General features: G+C 61.3%; 23 protein-coding genes and 2 tRNA genes. 2 read left to right on the plus strand and 23 right to left on the minus strand.

Annotated features, from left to right (window positions below; translation table 11 throughout):
• Nucleotide 1: 1 nt before the first annotated feature.
• The gene (locus tag RYH70_RS17870; protein WP_022993532.1) at nt 2-1,033 is read right to left on the minus strand and encodes an HlyD family secretion protein; all 1,032 of its coding nucleotides are present in this window, start codon (nt 1,031-1,033) and stop codon (nt 2-4) included.
• A gap of 1 nt (nt 1,034) precedes the next feature.
• The gene (locus RYH70_RS17875) at nt 1,035-1,478 is read right to left on the minus strand and encodes a MarR family winged helix-turn-helix transcriptional regulator (RefSeq protein ID WP_022993533.1); all 444 of its coding nucleotides are present in this window, start codon (nt 1,476-1,478) and stop codon (nt 1,035-1,037) included.
• A 176-nt stretch (nt 1,479-1,654) separates the two neighbouring features.
• Here RYH70_RS17875 and RYH70_RS17880 point away from each other — a divergent pair, with 176 nt between their 5' ends.
• The gene (locus RYH70_RS17880) at nt 1,655-2,974 is read left to right on the plus strand and encodes a Na+/H+ antiporter family protein (protein WP_317009465.1); all 1,320 of its coding nucleotides are present in this window, start codon (nt 1,655-1,657) and stop codon (nt 2,972-2,974) included.
• Nucleotides 2,975-3,007: 33 nt separating this feature from the next.
• Here RYH70_RS17880 and RYH70_RS17885 read toward each other — a convergent pair whose 3' ends face one another.
• From RYH70_RS17885 to rlmE, 16 genes are all read right to left on the minus strand, one after another.
• Nucleotides 3,008-3,508, minus strand: a complete 501-nt coding sequence (locus RYH70_RS17885) for a hypothetical protein (RefSeq protein ID WP_181950540.1) — start codon at nt 3,506-3,508, stop codon at nt 3,008-3,010.
• Between the two features lie 119 nt (nt 3,509-3,627).
• Entirely contained in the window at nt 3,628-5,721 is a 2,094-nt protein-coding gene (gene pnp / locus RYH70_RS17890) for a polyribonucleotide nucleotidyltransferase (RefSeq protein WP_022993536.1), read from the minus strand.
• Between the two features lie 188 nt (nt 5,722-5,909).
• The gene (gene rpsO, locus RYH70_RS17895) at nt 5,910-6,179 is read right to left on the minus strand and encodes a 30S ribosomal protein S15 (protein WP_014996168.1); all 270 of its coding nucleotides are present in this window, start codon (nt 6,177-6,179) and stop codon (nt 5,910-5,912) included.
• Nucleotides 6,180-6,262: 83 nt separating this feature from the next.
• Nucleotides 6,263-7,180 carry a tRNA pseudouridine(55) synthase TruB gene (gene truB / locus RYH70_RS17900; protein WP_063140252.1) on the minus strand — a complete coding sequence of 306 codons (918 nt, stop codon included), beginning with the start codon at nt 7,178-7,180 and terminating at the stop codon, nt 6,263-6,265.
• Between the two features lie 17 nt (nt 7,181-7,197).
• A complete protein-coding gene (gene rbfA, locus RYH70_RS17905; RefSeq protein WP_022993538.1) occupies nt 7,198-7,608 on the minus strand; it encodes a 30S ribosome-binding factor RbfA in 411 nt (136 codons plus the stop codon).
• A 13-nt stretch (nt 7,609-7,621) separates the two neighbouring features.
• Nucleotides 7,622-10,342: a translation initiation factor IF-2 gene (infB, locus tag RYH70_RS17910; RefSeq protein WP_022993539.1), complete on the minus strand. Its 2,721-nt coding sequence runs from the start codon at nt 10,340-10,342 to the stop codon at nt 7,622-7,624.
• A gap of 53 nt (nt 10,343-10,395) precedes the next feature.
• Nucleotides 10,396-11,901, minus strand: a complete 1,506-nt coding sequence (nusA, locus tag RYH70_RS17915) for a transcription termination factor NusA (protein ID WP_022993540.1) — start codon at nt 11,899-11,901, stop codon at nt 10,396-10,398.
• 35 nt (nt 11,902-11,936) lie between these two features.
• The gene (gene rimP, locus RYH70_RS17920; RefSeq protein WP_022993541.1) at nt 11,937-12,392 is read right to left on the minus strand and encodes a ribosome maturation factor RimP; all 456 of its coding nucleotides are present in this window, start codon (nt 12,390-12,392) and stop codon (nt 11,937-11,939) included.
• Nucleotides 12,393-12,526: 134 nt separating this feature from the next.
• Nucleotides 12,527-12,603 (minus strand) — tRNA-Met (locus RYH70_RS17925).
• Nucleotides 12,604-12,835: 232 nt separating this feature from the next.
• Nucleotides 12,836-12,922, minus strand: a tRNA-Leu gene (locus RYH70_RS17930).
• A gap of 13 nt (nt 12,923-12,935) precedes the next feature.
• Nucleotides 12,936-13,436, minus strand: coding sequence for a preprotein translocase subunit SecG (gene secG / locus RYH70_RS17935; RefSeq protein ID WP_022993542.1), 501 nt, complete (start codon nt 13,434-13,436; stop codon nt 12,936-12,938).
• 10 nt (nt 13,437-13,446) lie between these two features.
• Complete coding sequence (tpiA, locus tag RYH70_RS17940; protein WP_026948182.1) at nt 13,447-14,196, minus strand: triose-phosphate isomerase; 750 nt, start codon at nt 14,194-14,196, stop codon at nt 13,447-13,449.
• 23 nt (nt 14,197-14,219) lie between these two features.
• Nucleotides 14,220-15,554, minus strand: coding sequence for a phosphoglucosamine mutase (glmM, locus tag RYH70_RS17945; protein ID WP_022993544.1), 1,335 nt, complete (start codon nt 15,552-15,554; stop codon nt 14,220-14,222).
• Nucleotides 15,544-16,395: a dihydropteroate synthase gene (folP, locus tag RYH70_RS17950; RefSeq protein ID WP_026948183.1), complete on the minus strand. Its 852-nt coding sequence runs from the start codon at nt 16,393-16,395 to the stop codon at nt 15,544-15,546. The genes glmM and folP overlap by 11 nt, the downstream gene beginning before the upstream one ends.
• A complete protein-coding gene (gene ftsH / locus RYH70_RS17955) occupies nt 16,395-18,317 on the minus strand; it encodes an ATP-dependent zinc metalloprotease FtsH (protein WP_022993546.1) in 1,923 nt (640 codons plus the stop codon). The genes folP and ftsH overlap by 1 nt, the downstream gene beginning before the upstream one ends.
• A gap of 64 nt (nt 18,318-18,381) precedes the next feature.
• Entirely contained in the window at nt 18,382-18,999 is a 618-nt protein-coding gene (rlmE, locus tag RYH70_RS17960; protein ID WP_022993547.1) for a 23S rRNA (uridine(2552)-2'-O)-methyltransferase RlmE, read from the minus strand.
• A gap of 121 nt (nt 19,000-19,120) precedes the next feature.
• Between rlmE and RYH70_RS17965 the strand changes: the two genes are divergently transcribed.
• Complete coding sequence (locus RYH70_RS17965; RefSeq protein WP_022993548.1) at nt 19,121-19,432, plus strand: YhbY family RNA-binding protein; 312 nt, start codon at nt 19,121-19,123, stop codon at nt 19,430-19,432.
• A gap of 42 nt (nt 19,433-19,474) precedes the next feature.
• Here RYH70_RS17965 and greA read toward each other — a convergent pair whose 3' ends face one another.
• The 5 genes from greA to dnaJ all read right to left on the minus strand — a co-directional run bounded on the left by greA (nt 19,475) and on the right by dnaJ (nt 26,717).
• Complete coding sequence (gene greA, locus RYH70_RS17970; RefSeq protein ID WP_022993549.1) at nt 19,475-19,951, minus strand: transcription elongation factor GreA; 477 nt, start codon at nt 19,949-19,951, stop codon at nt 19,475-19,477.
• A 65-nt stretch (nt 19,952-20,016) separates the two neighbouring features.
• On the minus strand, nt 20,017-23,232 hold the full coding sequence (gene carB, locus RYH70_RS17975) for a carbamoyl-phosphate synthase large subunit (RefSeq protein ID WP_022993550.1): 3,216 nt from the start codon (nt 23,230-23,232) through the stop codon (nt 20,017-20,019).
• Nucleotides 23,233-23,319: 87 nt separating this feature from the next.
• Nucleotides 23,320-24,450 (minus strand): glutamine-hydrolyzing carbamoyl-phosphate synthase small subunit, encoded by a 1,131-nt coding sequence (gene carA / locus RYH70_RS17980; RefSeq protein WP_233918247.1) that lies wholly within the window; start codon nt 24,448-24,450, stop codon nt 23,320-23,322.
• 258 nt (nt 24,451-24,708) lie between these two features.
• On the minus strand, nt 24,709-25,536 hold the full coding sequence (gene dapB, locus RYH70_RS17985; protein WP_022993552.1) for a 4-hydroxy-tetrahydrodipicolinate reductase: 828 nt from the start codon (nt 25,534-25,536) through the stop codon (nt 24,709-24,711).
• A gap of 47 nt (nt 25,537-25,583) precedes the next feature.
• Nucleotides 25,584-26,717, minus strand: coding sequence for a molecular chaperone DnaJ (gene dnaJ, locus RYH70_RS17990; RefSeq protein WP_317009466.1), 1,134 nt, complete (start codon nt 26,715-26,717; stop codon nt 25,584-25,586).
• Nucleotides 26,718-26,733 lie beyond the last annotated feature (16 nt).

Consider the following 26,733-nt stretch of genomic DNA (forward strand, 5'->3'; position numbering starts at 1 on the left):
ATTACCGCGCCTGCGCGGTCTGTTGCGCGGGCTCGTCACCGGTGTCGATGGTCACCTCGGCGCTCATTCCGGAGCGCAGGACCGGCTGGCCATCCTTGGGTAGCAAGCGAAGCCGCACAGGGAGCCGCTGAACCACTTTCACCCAGTTGCCGCTGGCATTCTGAGGAGGAATCAGCGCGAACTCGGAGCCGGTGGCCGGGCTCAGGCTGATGACTTCCGCTTCCCATTTCACTCCCGGGAAGGTGTCCACTTCCACTTCCGCGGCCTGCCCCGGCACGATCCGGGTCAGCTGGGTTTCCTTGAGGTTCGCTTCCACCCACAACGTATCGGTCTTCGACAAGGAAATGATCGGCACCGCGGCGTTCACCCGCTCCCCCACCATCGGCACTTCACCACCGACGATGCCGGAAGCCGGCGCGATAACCTGGCACTGAGACAGATCGTACTCCGCCTGCTCCAGCTTGGCGGTGGCGGCCTGGTAATCCGGATGATCCTCCACCGCCACATCAGGGCCGCCCGCCAGTTGCGCCCGCAAGCTGACCAGGCGCTGTTCCGCCACGGAGCCGTTGGCGCGAGCCTGGTCCAGCTTCTGTCGCGCGCTGTCCAGTTGTGCCTCGGATACCGAGCTGCGCCTCATTCGCTGCAGACGTTGCAGTTCACGCCGGTAATAGGACACATCACGGTTGGCCTGGTCCCGCTCCGCCATGGCCTGGGCGTAGTCTCCCCGCAACGACAGAATGCGATTGCGCACCGCCTGCTGATCCGCTCGTGCTTCGGCAACGGCGATGCGAAACGGCCGGGGATCCACTTCCGCCAGCACCTGCCCCTTCTCCACCACCTGATTGCGTTCCACGTTCACCGCCACCAGCTGTCCACTGACGTTGGCGGCCAGGGACAACATATCGATCTTGACGTAGGCGTTATCCGTGCTGACATAGCGCTGGCCGCCGAAAATAAGCCACAGCATCAGCACCACCGCCGCCAGCAAGCCCAAGCCCATGCCCAGACGGCGGGTTCGTTGTATCGAGGTCACTCTAGTCTCCCTGGTCCGGGCGATCACACAAGTTGGCGCGCATGGCGGCCAGAATCCGAATGAGCGTGTCGATATCCGAGGGCTCCAATCCCGCAAAAGCCCGCGCGCGGGTTTGCTCGGCCAGCCCCCTCAATCGCTCCAGCGCCGGCTGGGCCTGATCGGTCAGAAACAACAACCGGCGCCGCCGATCGGACGGATCCGGACGCCGCTCCACCAGGCCTTCCGCTTCCAGTTGGTCCAGTTGGCGGGTCAGCGAGATGGGAGCCAGGTCCATCACCTCGGCCAAAGCGGCCTGATGCAAGCCCTGCCGCCGGGAAAGCTGCCAGAGCACTTGCCAGCGTGCCCGGCTCAGGCCCTGCTCCCGGGCCCGACGATCGAAGTCCCGCCGCATCATGCGCGCCACATCGTTCAGGCTCATCCCAACCGTGGTGTCCGTTCCACCCATGCTGGCTCCTCGGATAACAACTTTGGAAGCTATTTAATCTCCCCATTGTAAGCATGCTTATGAATTTGGCAATAGGGTCAAATTGTTTGACCCATATCCGGGTCCACACCGGAGACAGCCATAGCCAACCCCGGTAGACTGCGCCCCTCGCGAGCACCAGCGTCGAGGACAATGCAATGTTGACCAATGCGGTCGTGATATCCGTTCTGGTTCTGATGGGCCTGAGCCTGGCACGCTTGAATGTGGTTCTGGCGCTGGTGTGCGCCGCCCTCACCGCCGGCCTGTTTAGTGGCCTGTCCCTGCATGACACCCTGACACTGTTCACCGAAGGGCTGGGCGGCGGCGCCCCGATTGCTCTCAGCTACGCTTTACTGGGCGCCTTCGCGGTGGGCATTGCCCGCTCCGGCGTCACAGAGTGGCTGGCGGCACGGCTGATCCGGCGCCTCGGCGGCACACCCGACCCCGGACAGCTGCGGCGGCTGCGCAACCTGATCATTCTGGTCCTGCTCGGTGCCGCGGTAATCAGCCAGAACCTGATTCCGGTGCACATCGCCTTCATCCCCATCCTGGTACCACCGCTGCTCGGAGTCATGGCCCGGCTCAGGCTGGACCGGCGGCTGGCCGCCTGCGTGCTGACGTTCGGCCTGATCACCCCCTATATGGTGCTGCCCGTGGGCTTTGGCAGTCTGTTTCTCTACAAACAACTGGAACCCAGCTTGGCCCAGGCCGGCCTTGATCTGGCAAAGGAGCAGATTCCCCGGGCCATGCTGTTACCTGCCGGCGGCATGCTGACGGGCCTGTTGCTGGCACTGTGGTGGTTTCGCAAGCCCCGGAATTATCCGCCGGTGACCCTACCCGGCGAAGAGGATCAGGCACGGTTATCCCCACGGACGCTTGTAGTAGCGGCGCTCGCCCTGGGCAGCGCGGTGAGCCTGCAACTGCTCACCGACTCCATCGTGTTGGGCGCACTGATCGGCTTTCTGCTGTTCACCGCTGGAGGAGTGGTGCCCTGGCGGGAATCCCAGGACGCCTTTACTCAAGGCGTGAAGATGATGTCTTTGATCGGCTTCATCATGATCGCCGCCAACGGCTACGCGGCGGTGGTGAAGGGGAGCGGGCAGGTGCCGTTGCTGGTGGAAGCCGTCACCAGCCAATTGAACAGCCCGGGTGTGGCGGCGGCAGGCCTGTTGCTGCTCGGGTTATTCATCACCCTCGGCATCGGCTCCTCATTCTCCACCATCCCGATTATCGCCACCTTATATGTGCCGCTGTGTCTGGCGCTGGGCTTTTCCCCCCTGGCCACCGCGGCCCTGGTGGGCAGCGCGGCGGCACTTGGAGACGCCGGCTCACCGGCCTCGGATTCAACGCTGGGCCCCACAGCGGGGCTCAACGCCGACGGCCAGCATGACCATATCCGGGACACCGTGATTCCAACCTTTGTGTTCTACAACCTGCCATTACTGGTGGCGGGCTGGATCGCCGCCATGGTGTCGTAACCACCGCCAGGTCAGCCCCGCACCATTCCTGACTCAGGCGGCGGGAGCCGGTTCCGTCATCTCCACATCCGGCGCGGCTTGCAGGTCTGGCACTTCAACCGGCGACGCCTGCTCCGGCTCCGGTTCCGGTATGCCCAGAAGAGTGGCATGAACATTCTCATCCATGCGCCACATGGCCCCGGTGGCCGGATCCAGGATAAGCAAGCCGATCACGCCGCCAAACACAATGTTGCCGATATACCAGCCATCCATGCCCGATTCCACCGGGACTGAAATGCTCTCGTAGCCGGGCATCTCGTAAGTGACTTCATAGGTCGCTTTGGAAAAGAAACCGTTACCCGCTTTCAGTCTCACCGTGTCCGGGGTTACACCGGAGGTGACTTCCTGGTTCTTTTTGGTATTGCGAACCAGATAGTGAGCCCCGGGCGGATCGGACTGAATGGCGACGTTGTATTTGGAATCGGAAACGATGGTGGCACAGCCGGACAGCAGTACCGCGCCGGTTACCAGCGCGGTCCCCAAAGTGGTCTTCATGTATCTTTCCCTTTTTTGATTTTTTGTCCCCAATGCCTGTCGGTCAGGCATTAAAAAGGCCCGCATCCGCGGGCCTTCTTATTTTGGCTGAACTCCCAAAAGGGTGCAATTACATGCAATCAGCCTTCTTTCGCTTCCTTCATGGACAGCTTGATGCGGCCACGCTGATCCACATCCAGCACTTTCACTCGGATCACATCACCTTCCTTCACGTAATCGGAGACCTTCTCCACACGTTCTTCGGCGATCTGGGAAATGTGCAGAAGCCCTTCGGTACCGGGCATGATGCGCACGAAAGCACCGAAATCCACCACGCGGGTCACTTCGCCTTCGTAGATTTTGTCCACTTCGGCCTCGGCGGTGATTTCCTCGATGCGACGTTGCGCTTCCAGGGCCGCCTCGCGGGTCTCGCCGTAGATCTTGATGCTGCCGTCGTCCTCGATGTCGATGGTACAGCTGGTTTCCTCGGTCAGAGCCCGGATCACCGCGCCACCTTTACCGATCACGTCGCGGATTTTCTCCGAATTGATCTTCATGGTGAGCAGGGTCGGCGCATTGTCGGAAACCTGGTCACGGGACACGGAGATCGCCTTGGCCATTTCGCCGAGGATATGCAGGCGGCCGCGCTGAGCCTGTTCCAGCGCTTTTTCCATGATCTCTTCGGTGATGCCCTCGATCTTGATGTCCATCTGCAGCGCGGTCACGCCGCGCTCGGTGCCGGCCACTTTAAAGTCCATGTCACCCAGGTGGTCCTCGTCGCCCAGGATGTCGGACAGTACCGCGAAACGGCCGTCCTCTTCCTTCACCAGACCCATGGCGATACCAGCCACCGGAGCGCTCAACGGCACACCGGCATCCATCAGCGCCATGGAGGTGCCACACACACTGGCCATGGAGGAGGAGCCGTTGGATTCGGTGATCTCGGAGACCACACGGATGGTATAAGGGAAATCCTTCTCGTTCGGCACCACCGCTTCCACGCCGCGGCGGGCAAGACGGCCGTGCCCGATTTCACGGCGCTTGGGAGAGCCGATCATGCCGGTTTCACCCACGCAGTACGGGGGGAAGTTGTACTGCAGCATGAAGTGGTCCTGACGGGAGCCTTCCAGGGCATCGATGAACTGGGCATCACGCATGCCGCCAAGGGTAGCGGTAACGATGGCCTGGGTTTCACCCCGGGTAAACAGAGCGGAACCGTGGGTTTTCTTGAGCACCCCGACTTTACAGTCAATCGCGCGAACCTGATCCAGGGCACGACCGTCGATACGTGCTTTGCCGGACAACACACCCTCACGCACCACGTTCTTCTCGATCTTGCCGAACAGGCTTTTCACTTCGCCGGCTTCCGGGCTGTTCTCGTCGTCAGTGACGAACTCGGCCACGCAAGCGTCACGCAGCTCACCCACTTTGGTGTAGCGCGCTTGCTTTTCAGTGATGGTGTAAGCCTCGGCCAGGGCGCTTTCGTACTTGGCTTTGATCGCGGCTTTCAGTTCGGCGTTCTCCGCCGGCGCCTGCCACTCCCAAGCCGGGGTGCCCACTTCCTGGGCAAATGCCTTGATGCCCTGGATAACGGTTTGCATTTCCTGGTGGCCGTAAAGCACAGCGCCCAGCATCTGGTCCTCGCTCAGCTCCTTGGCTTCGGACTCCACCATCAGCACGGCCGGCTCGGTACCCGCCACCACCAGATTAAGCAGGGAATCCTCCAACTCGGAATAGCTGGGGTTGAGCAGATACATACCGTCCTTGAAGCCCACCCGGGCGGCGCCGATCGGGCCATTGAACGGAATACCGGAAATGGCCAGGGCGGCGGAAGTGCCGATCATGGCGGCGATGTCCGGATCCTGGTTCTTGTCAGAGGACATCACGGTGGCAACGATTTGCACTTCGTTCATGAAACCGTTGGGAAACAGCGGCCGGATCGGGCGATCGATCAGGCGGCAGGTGAGGGTCTCCTTCTCGCTGGGACGCCCCTCACGCTTGAGGAAACCACCGGGAATGCGGCCGGTGGAATAGGTTTTTTCCTGGTAGTTCACGGTCAACGGGAAAAAGCCTTTACCGGGATCCGCTTCTTTCTTGCCCACCACGGTCACCAGGACCTGGGTGTCACCGATGGTGACCATAACGGCGGCGGTGGCCTGACGGGCGATTTGCCCGGTTTCCAGCACCACGGTATCCGCGCCGTATTGAATCTCTTTGCGCACTATATTGAACATATCTCTCGTCTCTTCTCTTCACTCTTCCATCAGTCTTTGCCAGGGCATCATAACCCTGGCTCCGTGGGCGCCATAGCCTTCATTCACCATGGATCGTCCCGGCATTCGTCACTGCTTTTTCGGTACGCCAAAAACAACAGAAGCCCGGCATGGCCGAGCTTCCGTCGTGAATCGAACATGACCAGGGCTTAGCGACGCAGCCCCAGACGCTCGATCAACTGCAGGTAGCGGCTACGATCCTTGCCAGCCAGGTAGTCCAGCAGCTTGCGGCGCTGGTTAACCATGCGGATCAGACCACGACGGCTGTGGTGGTCCTTGTTGTGGGCCTTGAAGTGACCCTGCAGCTGGTTGATGTTCTCGGTCAGCAGGGCAACCTGCACTTCCGGGGAACCGGAGTCCCCTTCCTTACGACCGAATTCCTTCAGGATTTCCGCTTTCTTTTCGACGCTCAAAGCCATTGTATACACTCCAATATGCAACATTAGTCACGGTCAGCCATGCATATTTATAGCTGTCGTCCCGCTTGCGCGACCCGCTCGGGTCACTCCGATACCAGACGACGGGGCGCTATTCGCCCATCCTCCAGTACTTCTCCGACTCCCAGGAACTGCTCCGTGGAAGCCTGATAAAGACTGACCCAGCCCTCGGCCGGGCGGTCGCTGGCCATCACCGGCTGACCCTGGCGCAGATAATACGCCGCATTGTCACCCAGATTGACGCGCGGCCAGTCTGCCACGCTGGTGGATAAAGGCAAGAGCAAATCATCAATTGCCTCGAAACCACCCTGCTCCTTGAGCAGTCCCAACTGCTCAAGGGTAATCATCCGCTCTTCCGGATAGGGACCAGCGGACAGGCGCCGCAAAGCTATCACATGGCCACCGCAGCCGAGCACCGCACCCAGGTCTTCCACCAGGGAACGGACATAAGTGCCCTTGGAACAGGCCACCTCGAACGTCAGGTCCTCGCCTTCCAGGCGCGCCCCGCGAATTTCGTGAATGGTCACCCGGCGTGGTTCGCGCTCCACGGTAATACCTTCCCGCGCCAACTTATACAGCGGTGTGCCATTGTGCTTGATCGCCGAATACATACTCGGCACCTGCTCGATTTCTCCCAGGAAACGATCCAGCGCGGTCAATACCTGGGCCTCGGTGACCGAGACCGGGCGGGTTTCCACCACCTCGCCGTCGGCGTCGCCGGTTTCCGTGGTCACGCCGAGACGGGCGGTGACCCGGTAGCGCTTATCCGCGTCGAGCAAAAACTGACTGAATTTGGTCGCCTCACCGAAGCATACCGGCAACATGCCGGTGGCGAGCGGATCCAGGCTACCGGTGTGCCCGGCCTTGGCCGCGGCGAACATGCGCTTGGCCATTTGCAAAGCCCCGTTGCTGGTCACGCCATCAGCTTTGTCCAACAACAAAATGCCATTCAGAGGACGGCCTCCGCGGCGTCGTTTTCCCACCGTCTTATGCTCCGAGATCAATCGTGGTCTTGGTCTTCCTGATCCGGGCTTTGTGCCCGGTCCTCCGCCCGTGCTTCGTCAATCAGCTGTGACAGCCGCGAGGCATGTTCGGGGGTCAGGTCGTAATGGAAACGCAACCGGGGCGTGGTGCGGGTATTCAGGGTCTGGGCCAGAGCACTGCGCAGAAAGCCGGCGGCGCCACCCAATACGGCTTCGGCCTCGGTTCCCGCGTCCGCGTCCCGCCCCAGCAATGTGAAATACACATCGGCGAAAGACAGGTCGCGGGAAACCCGGACGTCCTGAATCGTCACCATGTCCACGCGCGGGTCCTTCATTTCAAAACGCAGGACCCGGGCCAGTTCGCGTTGAATCTGATCAGCGATACGGTCGGTACGCTGAAAACCTTGGGGACGGCGATGACGACTCATAGTGCGGACGCGCTTACAGGAAGCGCGCCACCTCCTTCACTTCGAAGACTTCGATCTTGTCGCCTTCCTTGACGTCGTTGTAGCTCTTCACGGCGATACCACACTCCATGCCGTTACGAACTTCCTGAACGTCGTCCTTGAAGCGGCGCAGGGATTCCAGCTCGCCCTCGAAGACCACCACATCGTCACGCAGTACACGGATCGGGCGATTCCGATGGATGGTTCCTTCCACCACCATACACCCGGCCACGGCACCAAACTTGGAGGAGCGGAAGACGTCCCGCACCTGGGCCACGCCAAGGATTTCCTCGCGCTTCTCCGGTGCCAGCAGACCGCTCATGGCCTGTTTCACATCGTCGATCAGTTCATAGATCACGCTGTAATAACGCAGGTCGATGCCTTCCGCCTCGCACAGGCGTTTGGCCTTGGCATCCGCCCGTACGTTGAAGCCGAGCAGTACCGCCTCACTGGTCATCGCCAGATTGACGTCGGACTCATTGATCGCGCCGACACCGGTGGAGACCAGCCCCACTTTCACCTCATCGGTGGACAGGTCGGTCAGCGCGCCGATCAATGCCTCCAGGGAACCGCGCACATCAGCCTTGAGCACGATATTGACGTGCTTGGTTTCCTCGGAGCCCATGTTTTGGAACAGGTTTTCCAGTTTGGAAGCCTGCTGACGCTTGAGTTTGACGTCACGGTCACGGTCTTGACGGAATTCGGCCACTTCACGGGCTTTCTTCTCATCCGGCACCACCTGGACCTGCTCACCGGCCTCCGGCGCGCCGTTCAGACCAAGCACTTCCACCGGAATGGACGGGCCCACTTTCTTCACTTGCTGGCCATTCTCATCCACCAGAGCGCGGACCCGGCCGAAACATGCGCCGGCCAGCAGCATATCGCCCACTTCCAGCTCACCGGCCTGAACCAGGATAGAAGCCACGTTACCGCGACCTTTTTCCACCCGGGATTCAATCACCACGCCACTGGCGGGGCCCACGGCGGCGGCTTTCAGTTCCAGCACCTCGGCCTGCAACAGCACCGCTTCCAGCAGGGAATCCACACCCTCGCCGCTGTGCGCGGAGACATTGACGAACTGAATGTCGCCCCCCCACTCCTCGGGGATCACATCCTTGGCGGCCAGTTCGTTCTTGACCCGGTCAGGGTCGGCCTGCTCCTTGTCGATCTTGTTCACCGCGATGATGATCGGCACGCCGGCGGCCTTGGCGTGGTTGATCGCCTCTTCCGTCTGCGGCATCACACCGTCATCCGCGGCAACCACGATAATCACGATATCGGTGGCCTTGGCGCCACGGGCACGCATGGCGGTGAAGGCGGCGTGGCCCGGGGTATCCAGGAAGGTGATCATGCCGTGCTCGGTGTTCACATGGTAGGCACCGATGTGCTGGGTAATCCCCCCGGCTTCGCCGGCGGCCACTTTGGCGCGGCGGATATAGTCCAGCAGGGAGGTTTTGCCATGGTCGACGTGACCCATGATGGTCACTACCGGTGCACGGGAGACTTCCTGTTCGCCGGAACGGTCCACCAGAGACGCCAGATCGTCCTCCAGAGCCTCTTCCTCGCCTTTCACCAATTTGGGGGTGTGCCCCATTTCCTCGGTGAGAAGGACAGCGGTTTCCTGGTCGATAAACTGATTGACGGTGGCCATCTCGCCCATTTTCATCATGGCCTTGATCAGTTCCTTGGCCTTGATGTTCATGCGCTGAGCCAGTTCCGCCACGGTGATGGTTTCCGGAATTTCTACGTCGTACACCATTTTCTCCGTGGGGCTTTTAAACCCGTGCTCCCGGTTCATGGAGCTCTTCATCTGGCCGTGGACCACGCCGCCACTCTTGGGTTTGCGACGACGCCGGCGCGATTGCCGTTCCTCGGTACGATACCCGGCTTCCACGGCATCCCGGACAATGGAGGAGGCTTTGTCGTCTTCCTCTTCCTTTTTCTCCTGGGACTGTTCACCGCCGCGCTTCTCCAGCTCCTCGGCGATACGTTGGGCTTCCTCGGCGGTACGGCGGGCAGCTTCTTCCTCCGCCTTGCGGCGGGCCTCGGCTTCCTGCTTGCGCCGTGCTTCCTCGGCCTCGCGCTGCTTACGCTCTTCCTCTTCGCGCTTGGCACGCTCTTCCGCCGTCTCCACCTTGTCGGCTTTCTTGGCGGTCTTCGGCACGGAAACGCGCTTGCTCTTGTCCTCGGCCTCTTTTTCCGCGCCACCGGAAGCCGCACTGTCGGCTTCCAGAGCTTTACGGCGCGCTTCTTCCTCAGCGCGGCGGGCGTCCTCTTCTTCCTGCTTGCGGCGAGCTTCTTCCTCCGCCTTACGGCGGGCTTCTTCCTCGGCGCGGCGGGCCTCTTCCTCGGCCTTCAGACGGGCTGCTTCTTCCGCCTGACGCTCCGCTTCCAAACGCTCTTGCTCTTCGATGGACTCACGCTTCACGTAGGTACGCTTCTTGCGCACTTCCACGTTCACGGTTTTCGCTTTACCGGCGGCACCCGTCGTCTTGATGGTGCTGGTGGAGCGACGTTTGAGGGTGATTTTCTTGGGCTCCGCGTCTTGGGCGCCATGGGACTTACGCAGATGCGCGAGCAGCTGCTGCTTCTGTTCATCGGAGACCACATCACCTGCGTCGGTGTGAGGAAGTCCGGCGTCCTTCATCTGCGAAAGCAGCGTATCCACCGGAATCTTCACAACCTCTGCCAGACTTTTTACGGTCGTTTCTGCCATGTCAGCAACACTCTCCTGTCCGCTTATGGTGGCGCCCTGCCCCACCGCTCTACTTACTCACCGGCGTTCTCATCTTCAAACCAGGGAGCGCGGGCGGTCATGATCAACTGAGCCGCTTGCTCTTCGTTGATCCCTTCAATATCCAGCAAGTCATCCACCGCTTGTTCGGCAAGGTCTTCCATGGTGACAATGCCACGGGAGGCCAATTCCACCGCCAGATCGCGGGTCATGCCGTCCATACCCAGCAAGTCGTCGGCGGGTTCGGCCGATTCAAATTTCTCTTCGGACACCAGCGCGCGGGTCAACAAAGCGTCCTTGGCGCGCTGGCGCAACGCTTCGACGATATCTTCGTCAAAGCCTTCAATGGCGAGCATTTCCTCGGTGGGCACATAAGCCACCTCCTCCAGGGAGGTGAAGCCTTCTTCCACCAGTATCGCCGCCACATCTTCATCCACATCCAGCAGGCTCATGAAGGTTTCCATGGCCATCTGGGCTTCTTCCTGCTGTTTGTTCTGCGCATCGTCCAGCGTCATCACATTCAGCTCCCAGCCGGTCAGCTCGGAGGCAAGGCGAATGTTCTGGCCGCTGCGACCAATGGCCTGAGCCAGGGCGGATTCGTCTTCCACGGCGATATCCATGGAATGACTTTCTTCGTCCATCACGATGGACGCCACTTCCGCCGGCTGCATCGCATTGATCACCAATTGCGCCGGATTGTCGTCCCACAGCACGATGTCGATACGCTCTCCAGCGAGCTCGTTGGACACCGCCTGCACGCGAGCACCGCGCATACCAACGCAAGCCCCCACCGGATCGATACGCTGATCGTTGGTCTTCACCGCGATCTTGGCGCGGGAACCCGGATCGCGGGCTGCGCCTTTGATTTCGATCAGCTCCTCGCCAATCTCCGGCACTTCAATCTTGAACAGTTCGATCAGCATCTCCGGGCAAGCCCGGCTGGCGAACAATTGCGGACCGCGATTTTCTTCGTTCACACCCAGCAGATAAGCACGTACGCGGTCGTTCTGGCGCACGCTCTCACGCGAGATCATGTGCTCACGGGTGATCAGCGCTTCGGCATTACCACCCAGATCCAGAATGATGGCGTCACGCGTGGCTTTCTTCACCGTGCCGCTGATCAACTCGCCGATGCGGTCGCGATATTCCTCGATCACCTGATGACGCTCGGCTTCACGCACTTTCTGGACGATCACCTGCTTGGCGGTCTGGGCACCGATACGGCCAAAGGCCTCGGATTCCACTTCTTCCTCGTAAACGTCGCCAATCTGCAGGTTCTCGTCGTGCTCGTGGGCCTCGTCGAGAGTCAGCTGTCTGCCGAACTCATAGAGGTCTTCATCGGGCACCACATGCCAGACGCGGAAGGTGCGGGAATCGCCGGTAACCCGGTCGATGTGCACGCGGATTTCCACGTCTTCTTCCTTGAAACGTTTTTTGGTTGCCGCCGCCAGGGCCAGTTCGATGGCCTCGAAAATGACGTCACGGCTGACGCCTTTCTCGTTGGAAACGGTTTCCGCTACCAGCAGGATCTCTTTGTTCATGGCCAGGCCTTTACAAAGGTTTTTTCAGGTCACGCTCAGTCGAAGCGTGGCTCCAGACGAGCGCGGTCCACCTGACTGTAAGGAATACGCAGGGTGTCGCCATTGAGCATCACCACCAGCGTATCACCATCGACAGCCACCAGAGTCGCCATCATCTTGCGCTTGCCCGCTACCGGGGCCAACAGTTTCAGTTGCACCTGCTCGCCTAGGTAACGTTCAAACTGGGAAAGTTCGAACAGCGGCCGATCCATGCCCGGAGAGGACACTTCAAGGTTGTACTCGCCAGGGATCGGGTCTTCCACGTCGAGCACGCCACTGACTTCATGGCTCACCGCGACGCAATCGTCCACGGTGATGCCGGCTTCATGATCAATGTACAGACGCAATACCGCGCCACGCCCCTGCAGGTATTCGATACCCCAGAGCTCGTAGCCCATGTCGTTGACTACCGGAGCCAGCAGCTCCCTGATCTGTTCCGTGCGTTTTGACATTGCCTTGATTCCGGCGCCAGAAACAAAAAATGGGCATAACGCCCATTCCCACTCGCCATCCCGGCTTTGAATAACAAAAAGCCCCTACGATGAGGGGCTTTCTTACCACAGAACCGGGATGCGGTTCCGTTAAGTGGTAGCGGGGGCAGGATTTGAACCTACGACCTTCGGGTTATGAGCCCGACGAGCTACCAGACTGCTCCACCCCGCACTAAATCGCGGCGCACATAGTATGTATTCGTGCCGCCGTTGTCAATGCAAACTCAAAAAAAGTATTTATTTTTCCGAGTCTTAACCGCGGCATCATCGCGGAGCCATTAATCCCGGCCAGGGAATCCGAAGCACCCTGAAAGGCACATTCGAAGTTACTACCAATACATCCTTCCCTGAGCCGGAAAGGGTGACCAACCGTGAATGGCGGTTACCAAAAGCCCATTCCAAATTGGTGCCGAAGGCCGGACTTGAACCGGCACGAGCGTAAGCCCACTACCCCCTCAAGATAGCGTGTCTACCAATTCCACCACTTCGGCAAAGAACCTGGTATCACTCGGGTTGAGAACCAGCCTGACTCTCATCCAGGGCCGGGGATTCTACATCACTCGCCGGCACATCTGAAGTGCCTTTTTCAGAACTTTCCATGGCCGGAGCATCGCCCTGACCGCTGGCAGGCACATCGGAGCCCGCGGCCGGAACATCGCCTTGACTACTGGAAGGCACATCGGAGGATTGCGGCACCGCCGGCGCATCACTTTCCGGCACATCCACTTCATCAACGGTTTCCACCATCGGCAGGATACTGGAACTCTGGGTGGCCTCGTTACGAGCCATCCAGGCCAGAGCCAGACTGGTGATGAAGAACACCGCCGCCAGCACCGCCGTGGACCGGGTCAGGAAGTTCGCGGAGCCCGCGCTGCCGAACACTGTCTGTGAACCGCCGCCGCCAAAAGAGGCGCCGGCATCGGCACCTTTGCCGTGTTGAATGAGGACCAGGCCGATCAGGCCCAGAGCCGCCAACACGTGGACCACATGAAGCACAATATCCATAAGTAACCGTTTATTCCGCCGCGAGACAAATCGCGCTGAATTCATCCGCGCTCAGTGAGGCCCCGCCGATAAGACCACCGTCAATATCCGGCTGGGCGAACAGAAGGGCGGCATTATCCGACTTTACACTGCCGCCGTAAAGCAGCCGGATGCGGGAAGCCACACTTGCGTCCTCCGCGGCCAACGCCGAGCGTAAACGGGCGTGCACTTCCTGGGCCTGTTCGGGGGTGGCGGTTTCACCGGTGCCGATCGCCCAAACCGGCTCATAAGCCACCACCGCCTGGTCGAAAGCACCGATACCCGCCACATCCAGCACCGATGAGACCTGCCGCACGACTACTTGCTCGGTCTCGCCCGCCTCCCTTTCACGCAGCGTTTCGCCGACGCACAGGATCGGTATCAGCCCTCCCTGCTGGGCACGAAGAAACTTTTCACCCACCAGCTCATCATCTTCACCGTACAGAGCACGGCGCTCGGAATGCCCCACTATCACGTAGCGGCACCCCATATCAGCCAGCATTTCCGCGGAGACTTCGCCAGTGAAGGCGCCATCCTCGTGGCTGCTTACGTTTTGCGCGCCAATTTGCACTCCGCTGCCGCCCAGAGCGCTGGCCAGGGCCGCCAGATAGGGAAACGGCGGACACACGGCCACTTCCGCCCGGCTGTTCCTTAATCCACCCAGGGAAGCCCCCAGAGCCTCCACCATGTCCAGCCGGCCATTCATTTTCCAGTTACCGGCTACCAGCGGCGTTCTTGTCATTCACTTGTTCCCGTATTCAGCGGTCAGGCGATAATCGCCTGTACCTGTTCCGCCAGACGCTGGCAAAGGCGTTCCACCTGCGCGCCATCCAACCCTTCCACCATGACCCGCACCAGCGGCTCGGTACCGGAAGGACGCAACAGGACCCGGCCCTTGCCGGCCAGCTCCGCCTCCACGTCACTCACCGCCTGCCGCAGCTCGGGGCGCTCCATGAAACCGTCGCGATTATCGCCGCGCACATTGATCAAGGTCTGCGGCACCAGCGGCGCTTCCGCCACCGCATCGCGCAGCCCCCGGCCTTCCCGGCTCAGCGCCGCCAGCACCTGCAACGCCGCCACCATGCCGTCGCCGGTGGAGGTGCGATCCAGACACACCAGATGCCCGGAAGACTCACCGCCGAGCAGCCAGCCGCGGCTGTCCAACTGCTCCATGACATAACGGTCACCGACCTTGGCCCGGGCAAACGGAATGCCTTGCTGCTCCAGCGCCAGCTCAAGGCCGTAGTTGGACATCAGGGTTCCCACCACACCACCGTGCAGGGCACCATTACGCTGGCGGTCACGAGCAATCACATACAGCAGTTGATCGCCATCCACCACCTCACCCTGATCGTCCACCATGATCAGGCGGTCGGCATCCCCATCCAAAGCAAGACCGAGATCGGCGCCACTCTCCAGCACCTTGCGCTGCAGCGCCTCGGGGCTGGTGGAACCGCACCCCCGGTTAATATTGAAGCCGTCCGGAGTGTTGGCCATCGGCAACACATTGGCGCCCAGCTCCTCCAGAACATCAGGAGCAATGTGGTAGGCGGCGCCATTGGCGGTATCGACGACGATGGTCAGCCCGGCCAGGCTCAGCCCCGGTGCCGTGCTTTTGACAAATTCTATATAGCGCCCACGAGCGTCATCGATACGGCGCACCTTGCCGATGCGATCCGAGCCGACCACCGAGATCGGCTCATCCAGCATATGCTCGATGTCCTGTTCGATCTGATCGTTCAGCTTACGGCCATCCGCACCAAAGAACTTGATGCCGTTGTCGGTGTAGGGGTTGTGGGACGCCGAGATGACGATCCCGGCCTGGGCATGCAGAGTGCGGGTCAGATAAGCGATACCCGGCGTCGGTATCGGCCCCAGCAGCCGCACATCCACCCCGGCAGCGGAAATACCCGCCTCCAGCGCCGATTCGAACATATAGCCGGAAATCCGGGTGTCCTTGCCGATCAGAATCTTGCTGCCGCCACGCGCGGCCAGCACACGGCCGGCGGCCCAACCCAGCTTGAGCACGAAATCCGGGGTAATCGGCGCTTCACCCACGGTGCCACGGATCCCGTCCGTACCGAAATATTTACGACTCATCCACTGTCTCCATTACAGCGCGGGCAAAACGCACGCTGTCCACGGTCTCTTTGACATCATGGGCACGCACGATCAGCGCACCCCGTTCAACACACATCACCGCCGCCGCCAGTGAACCGGGCAGGCGCTCCTCCACTGGCCGGTCCAGCACTTTTCCGACCATGGATTTACGCGACAACCCCACCAGTATCGGCAGTTGCAAACGCTTGAGCTGGTCCATTTCCGCCAGCAGCTTCAGATTGTGGCCCACGGTTTTGGCGAAACCAAAGCCCGGGTCCACCAACAACCTGTCACGGGCGATCCCCGCCGACACACACGCCGCCACCCGCTCCTCCAGGAACTGGATCACCTCGGCGGTAACATCCTGATATCGGGGATTATCCTGCATGTCCCCCGGCTCGCCGCGCATATGCATCAGACATACGGGCAAACCGCTTTCCGCCGCCGCCTGACAGGCGCCGTCACGGCGCAATGAGCGCACATCATTGATCAGCCCCGCGCCGGCGCGGGCGGTTTCACGGATCACACTCGCGGTACTGGTATCCACCGACACCAGGGCGTCCAGTTCGCGGGTCAGGGCTTCCACCACCGGCACCACGCGATCCAGCTCTTGCTGTTCGGACACCGGATCAGCGCCGGGACGGGTGGACTCGCCACCAACATCGATGATGGCGGCGCCGTCGGCGAGCATCTGCTCCGCCCGACGCAGAGCCGAGTCCAGGGAAGTGAATTGGCCACCGTCCGAGAACGAGTCCGGGGTGACATTAAGGATACCCATAACGACGGGCGCGGACAGGTCCAGTGTCCGCGCCCCACAGGTCAGTTTAGTAATCTGGCGCATCAGTGAGTATTGGCGGGTCCACCGATGGGATCGTCGCCGGGCTTGGCGTCGTCGGAGGCGTTCTCGCCGGATGAGGAAGCACCACTTCCGGGCCCCTGGTCGCGCCAGTCCTTCGGCGGGCGGGGCTTATGTCCGGCCATGATATCGTCGATCTGCTCGGCATCGATGGTCTCGTACTGCATCAGCGCTTCGGCCATCAGATCCAGCTTATCCCGGTTATTCTCCAGGATTTCCTTGGCTCTTGCGTAGCAGCGATCAACGATGGAGCGCACCTCCCGGTCAATTTCCTCGGTGGTCTGCTCGGACATGTGCTTGCGCTGCCCCACCTGTTTACCCAGGAACACCTCGCCCTCGTCTTCCTCATAGGCCAGCGGCCCCATCTTCTCGCTCAGGCCCCACTTGGTCACCATGGCCCGGGCCAGCTTCGTGGCCCGTTCAATGTCATTGGAGGCACCAGTGGTCACACCATCAAACCCAAGCGTGATTTCCTCGGCGATACGGCCGCCAAACAGAGAACAAATGGACGACTCCAGCCCTCTCTTGGACTGGGAGTATTTGTCCTCTTCGGGCAGGTACATGGTCACGCCCAGGGCACGGCCACGAGGGATGATGCTCACCTTGTAAACCGGATCGTGGTCCGGCACCAGCCGGCCCACGATCGCGTGGCCGGATTCGTGATAGGCGGTGTTCAGCTTTTCTTTCTCGCTCATCACCATGGAGCGGCGCTCGGCGCCCATCAGGATCTTGTCCTTGGCCTTCTCGAACTCCTCCATGGTCACCACCCGCTTGTTGGCGCGGGCGGCGAACAGAGCGGCCTCGTTGACCAGGTTGGCCAGATCGGCGCCGGAAAAACCCGGGGTACCACGGGCGATCACACTGGCGTCCACATCCTCGGCCACCGGCACCGGGCGCATATGCACTTTCAAGACGTGTTCGCGGCCACGGATATCGGGCAGCGGCACGGTCACCTGACGGTCGAACCGGCCCGGACGCAACAGCGCCGGGTCGAGTACGTCGGGACGGTTGGTGGCGGCGATGACGATGATGCCGTCATTGGCGTCAAAACCATCCATCTCCACCAGCAACTGGTTGAGGGTCTGCTCACGCTCATCGTGACCACCGCCAAGGCCCGCCCCACGGGAACGGCCCACGGCATCAATCTCGTCGATGAAGATAATACAGGGCGCGTGCTTCTTGGCCTGATCGAACATGTCGCGCACCCGGGAGGCGCCGACACCAACGAACATTTCCACGAAATCAGAACCAGAGATGCTGAAAAACGGCACCTTGGCCTCGCCGGCGATGGCCTTGGCGAGCAGGGTCTTACCGGTACCCGGAGACCCCACCATCAACACACCACGGGGGATCTTGCCGCCAAGCCGCTGGAACTTGGCGGGATCACGCAGGAACTCCACCAGTTCCTGCACCTCTTCCTTGGCTTCCTCGACACCGGCCACATCCGCGAAGGTGGTTTTGATCTGATCTTCGCTCATCAGCCGCGCCTTCGACTTACCGAAGGTCATCGGCCCGCCGCCACCTTTGCCGCCGCCCTGCATCTGCCGCATGAAGAAGATAAAAATGGCCAGGATCAACAGGATCGGCAGCACTGACAGGAACAACTGGGTCAGGAAGCCCTGACGTTCCGGCTCCTTGCCGACCACATCCACTTTATTCTGGATCAGGGTGGGAATCAGATTGGTGTCCAGCGCCGGCGGTTTGACCGTTTCGAACTTGCCACCATTCTTCATTTCGCCGGAAATCCGGGTATCCCCGATGGTTACCCGGGCCACCTTGCCACTCTCCACGCTCTCAATGAAGGAGGAGTAGTTCAGCATCTGCTGACTGGGCTGGGGGTTGATGCTGGAGGCCACCACATAAAGGACCCCGGCAATCACCAGCCACAGTACGATGTTCTTGGTCATGTCGTTCAAGGGAGACCTCGATTCGTTCGGGCGCAAGTGCGCATACTGACATCTAAACCTTACACTATTTCAGGTGCCACCCCAATTGATACACTTCATTGGAGCGTGGGCGGCTGGCCGCCGGTTTGCGGCTCACCACCCGGCGAAACCGGCTCTGAAGACTCCGCCGATACTCATCGAAGCCCTCTCCCTGAAACACCTTGACCAGGAAAACGCCGTCCGGTTCAAGGACGCTCTCCGCCATATCCAGGGCCAATTCGGCCAGATACATGGCCCGCGGCAGGTCCACGGCACGGTTACCACTCATATTGGGGGCCATATCGGACATTACAAGGTCCACTTTGTGCCCACCCAGGCTGTCCAGGATTTGCTGGTAAACTTCCTCCTCACGGAAGTCCCCCTGGATGAAGGCGACATCCGGGATCGGGTCCATGGCCAGAATATCGCTGGCCACCACCGTTCCCCGCGAACCGACCAGCCGCCCGGCCACCTGGGCCCAGCCCCCGGGGGCGGCCCCCAGATCCAGCACACGCATACCGGGCCGGAACAACTTGTCTTTTTCGTGGATCTCCAGCAGCTTGAAACTGGCCCGGGAGCGATAGCCCTCGGCCTGGGCACGGGCCACCCAGTGGTCGTCAAAATGTTCCCGCAACCATCGCTGGCTACTTTTTGATCTGGCCATAAAGGTTCATCCTGTTACCCGGTCCGGATGCCCGCCCGAAGGAATAGTGCCCGGAGCCCCGGTGATGATTGCAGGGCAGCAGCCGCGTACCTAGAATAGCGCCCCCGATTTGGAGAACACCATGCCTTTGAGCCCACAGGACAGAAAGCGCTTGCGCACCATCGGCCACCACCTGAAAGCGGTGCTGCAGACCGGCGACAAGGGCCTGACCGAATCCTTCACCGAGGAATTGAACCGGCGCCTGGAAGATCACGAACTGGTCAAGGTGCGTGTCAACGCCCCCACCCGCGACCAGCGCACCGATCTGGTGAACGCGCTGTGCGAGGCCAGCGGAGCCGAACTGATCCAGCGTATCGGCAACATCGCCCTGCTTTACCGGGCGGCCGCCAAGCCCAACCCCAAACTGTCCAATATCCTGAGAGCCCAGGACTGAAGCAGGGGCTCCCGGTCCAGCCCGAAGCCCCACGCGAGCCCCTTACAGGTGCTCGACTTTATCCACCTCGTACTCCCGGGTGCCTCCCGGGGTGTCGATCTGCACCACATCGCCTTCCTCCCGGCCGATCAGGCCGCGGGCGATGGGTGAATTCACACTGATCTTACCTTGCTTGATGTCGGCTTCGTCGTCACCAACGATCTGGTAGACCTTCTCTTCATCGGTATCCACATCGATGATGGTCACGGTCGCGCCAAAAATGACCTTACCGGTGTTGTCCAGTTGGGTAATATCGATGATCTGAGCGGCGGACAGCTTGCCTTCGATCTCATTGATGCGCCCTTCGCAGAAGCTTTGCTGCTCGCGAGCGGCGTGATATTCCGCGTTTTCCTTCAGATCACCGTGCTCACGGGCGTCGGCGATGGCCGCGCTGATACGGGGCCGTTCCACCTTTTTCAGATGATCCAGCTCTTTGCGCAATGCTTCGGCACCACTGACCGTCATCGGAATGCGTTGCATAGGTTCAACCTCAAATAATCGTCCGTGGGTAGCGCGGGGCACCCGGCCCCGGGTACCCCGTACGATCAAATTTCGGCGTGCAAATCCTGCAGCCGGCGCACCTGCGGCTCATCGCGCAGGGCCATGGCCTGACACACCGCCTGCGCGGCGGTGATCGTGGTGGTGTAAAACACCTTGTGCTGCAGGGCGGAACGGCGAATCGCAAAGGAATCGCGGATCGCCTGCTTGCCTTCGGTGGTATTCACGATCAGTGCCACGCCGTCGTTTTTAATCATGTCGACAATATGCGGCCGTCCCTCGAGCACTTTATTGACCGGCGTCACCGGCAGCCCCGCCTCGGCGATGACCGCCGCGGTACCACGGGTGGCGACCAGTTCGAAGCCCAGCTCACTCAGGGTACGGGCCACGTCCACCGCCGCGGGCTTATCCACCTCGCGCACGGAAATAAACGCCGTGCCCTCCCGGGGCAAACGTTCGCCCGCACCCAGGGAGGCCTTGCCGAAGGCTTCGGCGAAACTGCCGCCAATACCCATCACTTCGCCGGTGGATTTCATTTCCGGGCCGAGAATGGGGTCCACTTTCGGGAATTTGGCGAACGGGAAAACCGCTTCCTTGACGAAATAGTGGCGCGGTGTGACCTCCGAGGTAAAGCCCTGATCCTTCAGGCTGATCCCCACCATGCAGCGGGCCGCCACCTTGGCCAGGGAAACACCAATGCACTTGGACACATAGGGCACAGTCCGGGACGCCCGCGGGTTCACTTCGAGCACGTAAACGTCCTCGCCCTTCACCGCGAACTGCACGTTCATCAAGCCGACCACGCCCAGCTCGCGGGCCATGGCGGCGGTCTGCTGGCGCATCACGTCCTGTACCTTGTCGTCCAGCGAGTACGGCGGCAGCGAGCAGGCGGAATCGCCGGAGTGCACGCCGGCCTGCTCGATATGCTGCATGATCCCGCCGATAACCACGTCGGAACCATCGCAGATAGCGTCCACGTCGACTTCAATGGCGTCGTCCAGGAAGCGGTCCAGCAGCACCGGAGAATCGTTGGAGACACTTACCGCGTTGTTCATGTAGCTGCGCAGTTCCGCCTCGTTGTAAACGATTTCCATGGCCCGGCCGCCCAACACGTAGGAGGGCCGCACCACCAGCGGGTAGCCGATTTCTTCCGCCAGCTTCAGGCCTTCTTCCAGGGAACGGGCGGTGCGGTTCGGCGGCTGCTTGAGGCCAAGCTTATTGACCATCTGCTGGAAGCGCTCGCGATCTTCCGCTTCATCGATGGCGTCCGGGCTGGTGCCAATAATCGGCACGCCCGCTGCCTGCAGAGCCCGTGCCAGTTTCAGCGGCGTCTGCCCGCCATACTGCACGATCACACCCTTGGGCCGCTCGACATCGGCAATGGCCAGCACGTCTTCCAGCGTCACCGGCTCGAAGTAGAGGCGGTCGGAGGTGTCGTAATCGGTGGACACGGTCTCCGGGTTACAGTTGACCATGATGGTCTCGTAACCGTCGTCCTTCATGGCGAAGGCGGCGTGCACGCAGCAATAGTCGAACTCGATGCCCTGACCGATCCGGTTCGGGCCACCGCCGATCACCATGATCTTGTCACGGTCGGAGGGGTTCGATTCACACTCCTCGTCGTAGCTGGAGTACATATAAGCGGTACTGGTGGGGAATTCCGCGGCACAGGTATCCACCCGCTTGAACACGGGCCGCACGCCCAGGTCATGACGCTTGCTGCGCACATCCGCTTCCCGCACGCCCAGCAGCTGGGCCAGGCGGGCGTCGGAGAATCCCTTGCGCTTGAGACGGTACAGCGTGTCACGGCTGAGGTCGGTGAACGTGAAGTCCACCAGCCGGCTTTCCTCGGCGATCAGGTCAGCCACCTGCACCAGGAACCAGCGATCGATCTTGGTCAGCGCGAACACGTCGTCCACACCAAGACCGCTACGGAAGGCATCCCCAATCACCCAGATGCGTTCCGGCCCCGGCGTCGACAGCTGCTGGGCGATACGCTCGGCGGCATCCGGAGCGTCCAGATCCACTTTCGGGTCGAAGCCCACGGAGTCCACTTCCAGTCCGCGCAGGGCCTTGTGCAGGGACTCCTGGAAATTACGGCCGATGGCCATGACTTCGCCCACGGACTTCATTTGCGTGGTCAGCACCGGATCCGCGTCGGCGAACTTCTCGAAGTTGAAACGCGGAATCTTGGTGACGACATAATCAATGGACGGCTCGAAGGAGGCCGGGGTCGCGCCGCCGGTGATATCGTTCTGCAGCTCGTCCAGGGTGTAGCCCACCGCCAGCTTGGCCGCCACCTTGGCGATCGGGAAGCCGGTGGCCTTGGAAGCGAGGGCGGAGGACCGCGACACCCGCGGGTTCATCTCGATCACCACCATCCGGCCGGTATCCGGGCACATGCCGAACTGCACGTTGGACCCACCGGTTTCCACGCCGATCTCACGCAATACCGCCAGGGAGGCATCGCGCATGACCTGGTATTCCTTGTCGGTCAGAGTCTGCGCCGGCGCCACGGTGATGGAGTCGCCGGTGTGCACGCCCATCGGGTCGAAGTTCTCGATGGCACAGACGATGATGCAGTTGTCGTTGCGGTCACGCACGACCTCCATCTCGTATTCCTTCCATCCCAGCAGCGACTCATCGATGAGCAGTTCGTGGGTGGGGGACAGCTCGAAACCCCGGGTACAGATTTCCTCGAACTCTTCCTTGTTATAGGCCACCCCGCCGCCGGAGCCGCCCATGGTGAAGGAAGGACGGATGATCGAGGGAAAGCCCAGCTCGGCCTGAATCTCCCAGGCTTCGTCCATGGTATGGGCGACCCGCGCGCGCGGACACTCCAGGCCGATGTTCTTCATCGCCTTGTCGAAGCGGTCACGGTTTTCCGCCTTGTCGATGGTGTCGGCGTTGGCGCCGATCATTTCCACGGCGAACTTCTCGAGCACGCCGTGGCGCTCCAGATCCAGGGCGCAATTCAACGCGGTCTGGCCACCCATGGTGGGCAGCAGCGCGTCCGGGCGCTCCTTCTCGATGATTTTGGCCACCGTCTCCCAGGTAATGGGCTCGATATAGGTGGCGTCGGCCATGGCCGGGTCGGTCATGATGGTGGCCGGGTTCGAGTTCACCAGGATCACCCGGTAGCCTTCCTCTCGCAGCGCCTTGCAGGCCTGGGCACCGGAGTAATCGAACTCACAGGCCTGGCCGATCACGATGGGACCGGCACCGATGATGAGGATGCTTTTGATGTCTGTTCTCTTGGGCATTTTTGCTGACCGTCGGACTCTGGTTAATTCGTTACCGGGTTAATTCATTGCCGGGCCGGACGCCAGGGGTGAGGCGTCCGGCGCGTCTCAGGCGCGGTGCGCCTCCATCAACTCGATGAAGTGATCAAACAGGGGCGCGCAGTCGTGGGGACCAGGACTGGCCTCCGGGTGCCCCTGGAAACTGAACGCCGGCACATCGGTGCGATGCACGCCCTGCAGCGTACCGTCGAACAGTGACACATGAGTCACCTTGAGGTTATCCGGCAGGGTCTCCGCGTCCACCGCGAAACCGTGGTTCTGGCTGGTGATCATCACCGTACCGTCCTCCACGTTTTTGACCGGGTGGTTGGCGCCGTGATGGCCGTTCTTCATCTTCATGGTGCGGGCGCCGCTGGCCAGGCCGAGCAACTGATGCCCCAGGCAGATACCGAACAGCGGCAGCTTGCGCTCCAGAATCTCGCGGATCGCCTGGATCGCGTAATCACAAGGTTCCGGATCACCGGGACCATTGGCCAGGAAGACGCCGTCCGGGTTCATCGCCAGCACCTCGGACGCCGGGGTCTGGGCCGGCACCACGGTCAGCTTGCAGCCGCGGTCCGCCAGCATCCGGAAGATATTGCGCTTGCAGCCGAAATCGTAGGCGACCACGTTGAACAGGGCCTCCGCCTGAGGACGATGGCCTTCGCCGCGAACCCAGGTCCCCTCGGTCCAGGTATAGGGTTCGCTGACGCTGACCTCCTTGGCCAGATCCATCCCCTTGAGACCGGGGAAGGCGCGCGCGGCGGCCAGGGCTTTTTCCTCGTCGATATCATCACCGGCGACGATGCAACCGTTCTGAGCCCCTTTTTCCCGCAGGATGCGGGTCAAGCGGCGGGTGTCGATATCGGCGATGGCCACGATGTTCCGCTGCTGCAGGTACTCCGGCAGGGTCTGCTCGGCACGCCAGCTGCTTACCGTCAGGGTCAGGTCCCGGATTATCAGGCCGGCGGCCCATACCCGGGAAGACTCTTCGTCCTCCTCATTGACCCCGGTGTTGCCAATGTGCGGATACGTCAGTGTGACGATCTGCTTGGCATAGGACGGGTCCGTGAGGATTTCCTGATATCCGGTCATCGCGGTGTTGAACACCACCTCACCCACGGTCTCACCCGTGGCGCCAATGGCAACACCCCGAAAGAGACTGCCGTCTTCTAATGCGAGTATGGCGGGTACCGTCAACGCAACCTCCAAGGCTGATAGGGTTCCGGGTTGTCCGCGTGAAGCCAGGGCGGGCAACACCGTATACAGCGGACAAACCCTTGGAAGATTCGGGGCGGGGGCCGGTCGCAAAAAAGCGAGATGGATTCCTCCACCTCGCTTTTTCATGTTATTCAGCGATTCATGCGCCCCACGCGCCCTCAGGCTTGACCTATTCTAGTGCTTTCGGCCGCCAGTGTCACGGGCGGAAGCCCGTCAGCGGCACCGTGGCGGCCAATCTCAGCGGGCGCCCCAGCCGGCACTCTCTCCCGCCAGCCCAAGCACATCCTGCATATCGAACAACCCCTTGGGCTGAGCGCCCAGCCACAGAGCGGCGCGTACTGCTCCGCGAGCAAAGGCCATGCGGCTGGATGCCTTATGGGTAATCTCCACCCGTTCGCCCTCGGCGGCGAACAGGACGGTGTGATCGCCAACAATATCACCACCACGGATGGTCTCGAATCCGATGGTCTGACGGTCACGCTCACCGGTGCGGCCTTCCCGACCGTACACCGCGCACTCCTTGAGGTCCCGCCCCAGGGTCTGGGCCACCACTTCACCCATGCGTAGAGCGGTACCGGACGGCGCATCGATCTTATGGCGGTGATGAGCCTCGATAATCTCTATATCGACGTCATCGCCAAGCACGGCGGCGGCGGTTTCCAGCAGCTTGAAGCACAGATTCACGCCCACCGAGTAGTTTGGCGCGAAGCAGATCGCCACCTCCTCGCTGGCAGCGCGCAACCGCGCCTTCTGTTCATCGTTCAGACCGGTGGTACCGATGACCAGACGGCTACCCGCCTGACGGCAAGTCTCGATGTTGCGCGCCGTCGCTTCCGGGACGGTGAAATCGATGAACACATCAGCCTGATCCGCCACCGCGGCAAGATCATCACCCACGGTAACGCCCAGCTTGCCCGCGCCCACCAGTTCACCGGCGTCCACCCCGATCAGGGAAGAACCCGGCACGTCCACCGCCGCCGCCAGCTCGGTTTCCGGATTGGCCAGCGTCGCCTCGATGAGCATGCGCCCCATGCGCCCGGCGGCGCCGATGATGCCTACTTTCATGGTTTTCACCCTATTTCAGAGGGTTGCCCTCAGAGCCCGTCCAGGGCTTAAAGCCCGTCAAAAAAGCGCTTCACGCCCTCGAACCAGCTGGTTCGGCGGGGATTGTGCCGGTTACCGCCCTTGTCCAGGGAGGACTGGAATTTGCGCAACAGATCTTTCTGCTCGCTGCTCAGCTTGACCGGGGTCTCCACCACCACCTTGCAGATCAGGTCGCCCGGCGGACCACCCCGCACCGGGGTCACCCCCTTGCCACGCAGCCGGAACAGCTTACCGGTCTGCGTCTCCGGCGGCACCTTGAGTTTGACCTTGCCGTTCAAGGTGGGCACATCCTGTTCACCGCCCAGAGCGGCGTCCACGAAACTCACCGGCACCTCGCAGTGCAGATCGCTGCCGTCACGCTTGAAAATCTCGTGCTCACGCACCGCCACCTGGACATACAAGTCGCCAGCCGGCGCCCCGTGCATGCCCGCCTCACCCTCACCGGCCAGACGGATACGGTCACCGGTACCCACTCCCGGCGGGATCTTAACGGACAGCGTCTTGGTATTTTGCACCCGGCCCTGGCCGCCACAGTTGCGGCACGGATTCTTGACGATCCGGCCTTCGCCGTGACAGGCCGGACAGGTCTGCTGCACGGTGAAGAAGCCCTGCTGCATGCGCACCTGCCCCATACCGTTACAGGTGGGACAAGTCACCGGCTCCTCGCCGGCTTCAGCCCCCGTGCCATGGCACACCTCACAGCTGTCCCAGGAGGGAATCCTGATCTTCTCCTCACAGCCGCGTACCGCCTGTTCCAGGCTGAGCTCCAGGGTATAGCGCAGATCCGCGCCACGGGCCGGGCCGCGGCCACCACGGCCGCCGCCACCGAAGATGTCGCCAAAAATATCGCCGAAGATGTCGCCGAAGCCGCCGCCACCGAAACCTCCGGCACCGGCTCCGCCGAAGCCACCCTGGCCTTCCACTCCGGCATGGCCGAAGCGGTCGTAGGCAGCTCGTTTGTCCTCGTCGGACAGGACCTCGTAGGCTTCCTTGGCTTCCTTGAATTTGGCCACCGCCTCGGCGTCATCCGGATTACGGTCCGGATGGTATTTCATCGCCAGGCGTCGATAGGCCTTTTTCAGATCCTGCTGACTGGCGTCCTTGGACACCCCCAGCACTTCGTAATAATCGCGTTTGGACATAGTGAGCCTTTATATG

Source organism: Alloalcanivorax xenomutans (assembly GCF_032810065.1).
GTDB lineage: Bacteria > Pseudomonadota > Gammaproteobacteria > Pseudomonadales > Alcanivoracaceae > Alloalcanivorax > Alloalcanivorax xenomutans.

Bases quoted from the DNA above. Each gene is read 5' to 3' on its own strand.
- RYH70_RS17875 (WP_022993533.1), bottom strand. From the start codon at position 1,478: ATGGGTGGAACGGACACCACGGTTGGGATGAGCCTGAACGATGTGGCG.
- RYH70_RS17880 (WP_317009465.1), top strand. From the start codon at position 1,655: ATGTTGACCAATGCGGTCGTGATATCCGTTCTGGTTCTGATGGGCCTG.
- RYH70_RS17885 (WP_181950540.1), bottom strand. From the start codon at position 3,508: ATGAAGACCACTTTGGGGACCGCGCTGGTAACCGGCGCGGTACTGCTG.
- pnp (WP_022993536.1), bottom strand. From the start codon at position 5,721: ATGTTCAATATAGTGCGCAAAGAGATTCAATACGGCGCGGATACCGTG.
- rpsO (WP_014996168.1), bottom strand. From the start codon at position 6,179: ATGGCTTTGAGCGTCGAAAAGAAAGCGGAAATCCTGAAGGAATTCGGT.
- rbfA (WP_022993538.1), bottom strand. From the start codon at position 7,608: ATGAGTCGTCATCGCCGTCCCCAAGGTTTTCAGCGTACCGACCGTATC.
- infB (WP_022993539.1), bottom strand. From the start codon at position 10,342: ATGGCAGAAACGACCGTAAAAAGTCTGGCAGAGGTTGTGAAGATTCCG.
- nusA (WP_022993540.1), bottom strand. From the start codon at position 11,901: ATGAACAAAGAGATCCTGCTGGTAGCGGAAACCGTTTCCAACGAGAAA.
- rimP (WP_022993541.1), bottom strand. From the start codon at position 12,392: ATGTCAAAACGCACGGAACAGATCAGGGAGCTGCTGGCTCCGGTAGTC.
- secG (WP_022993542.1), bottom strand. From the start codon at position 13,436: ATGGATATTGTGCTTCATGTGGTCCACGTGTTGGCGGCTCTGGGCCTG.
- tpiA (WP_026948182.1), bottom strand. From the start codon at position 14,196: ATGACAAGAACGCCGCTGGTAGCCGGTAACTGGAAAATGAATGGCCGG.
- glmM (WP_022993544.1), bottom strand. From the start codon at position 15,554: ATGAGTCGTAAATATTTCGGTACGGACGGGATCCGTGGCACCGTGGGT.
- folP (WP_026948183.1), bottom strand. From the start codon at position 16,395: ATGCGCCAGATTACTAAACTGACCTGTGGGGCGCGGACACTGGACCTG.
- ftsH (WP_022993546.1), bottom strand. From the start codon at position 18,317: ATGACCAAGAACATCGTACTGTGGCTGGTGATTGCCGGGGTCCTTTAT.
- rlmE (WP_022993547.1), bottom strand. From the start codon at position 18,999: ATGGCCAGATCAAAAAGTAGCCAGCGATGGTTGCGGGAACATTTTGAC.
- RYH70_RS17965 (WP_022993548.1), top strand. From the start codon at position 19,121: ATGCCTTTGAGCCCACAGGACAGAAAGCGCTTGCGCACCATCGGCCAC.
- greA (WP_022993549.1), bottom strand. From the start codon at position 19,951: ATGCAACGCATTCCGATGACGGTCAGTGGTGCCGAAGCATTGCGCAAA.
- carB (WP_022993550.1), bottom strand. From the start codon at position 23,232: ATGCCCAAGAGAACAGACATCAAAAGCATCCTCATCATCGGTGCCGGT.
- dapB (WP_022993552.1), bottom strand. From the start codon at position 25,536: ATGAAAGTAGGCATCATCGGCGCCGCCGGGCGCATGGGGCGCATGCTC.
- dnaJ (WP_317009466.1), bottom strand. From the start codon at position 26,717: ATGTCCAAACGCGATTATTACGAAGTGCTGGGGGTGTCCAAGGACGCC.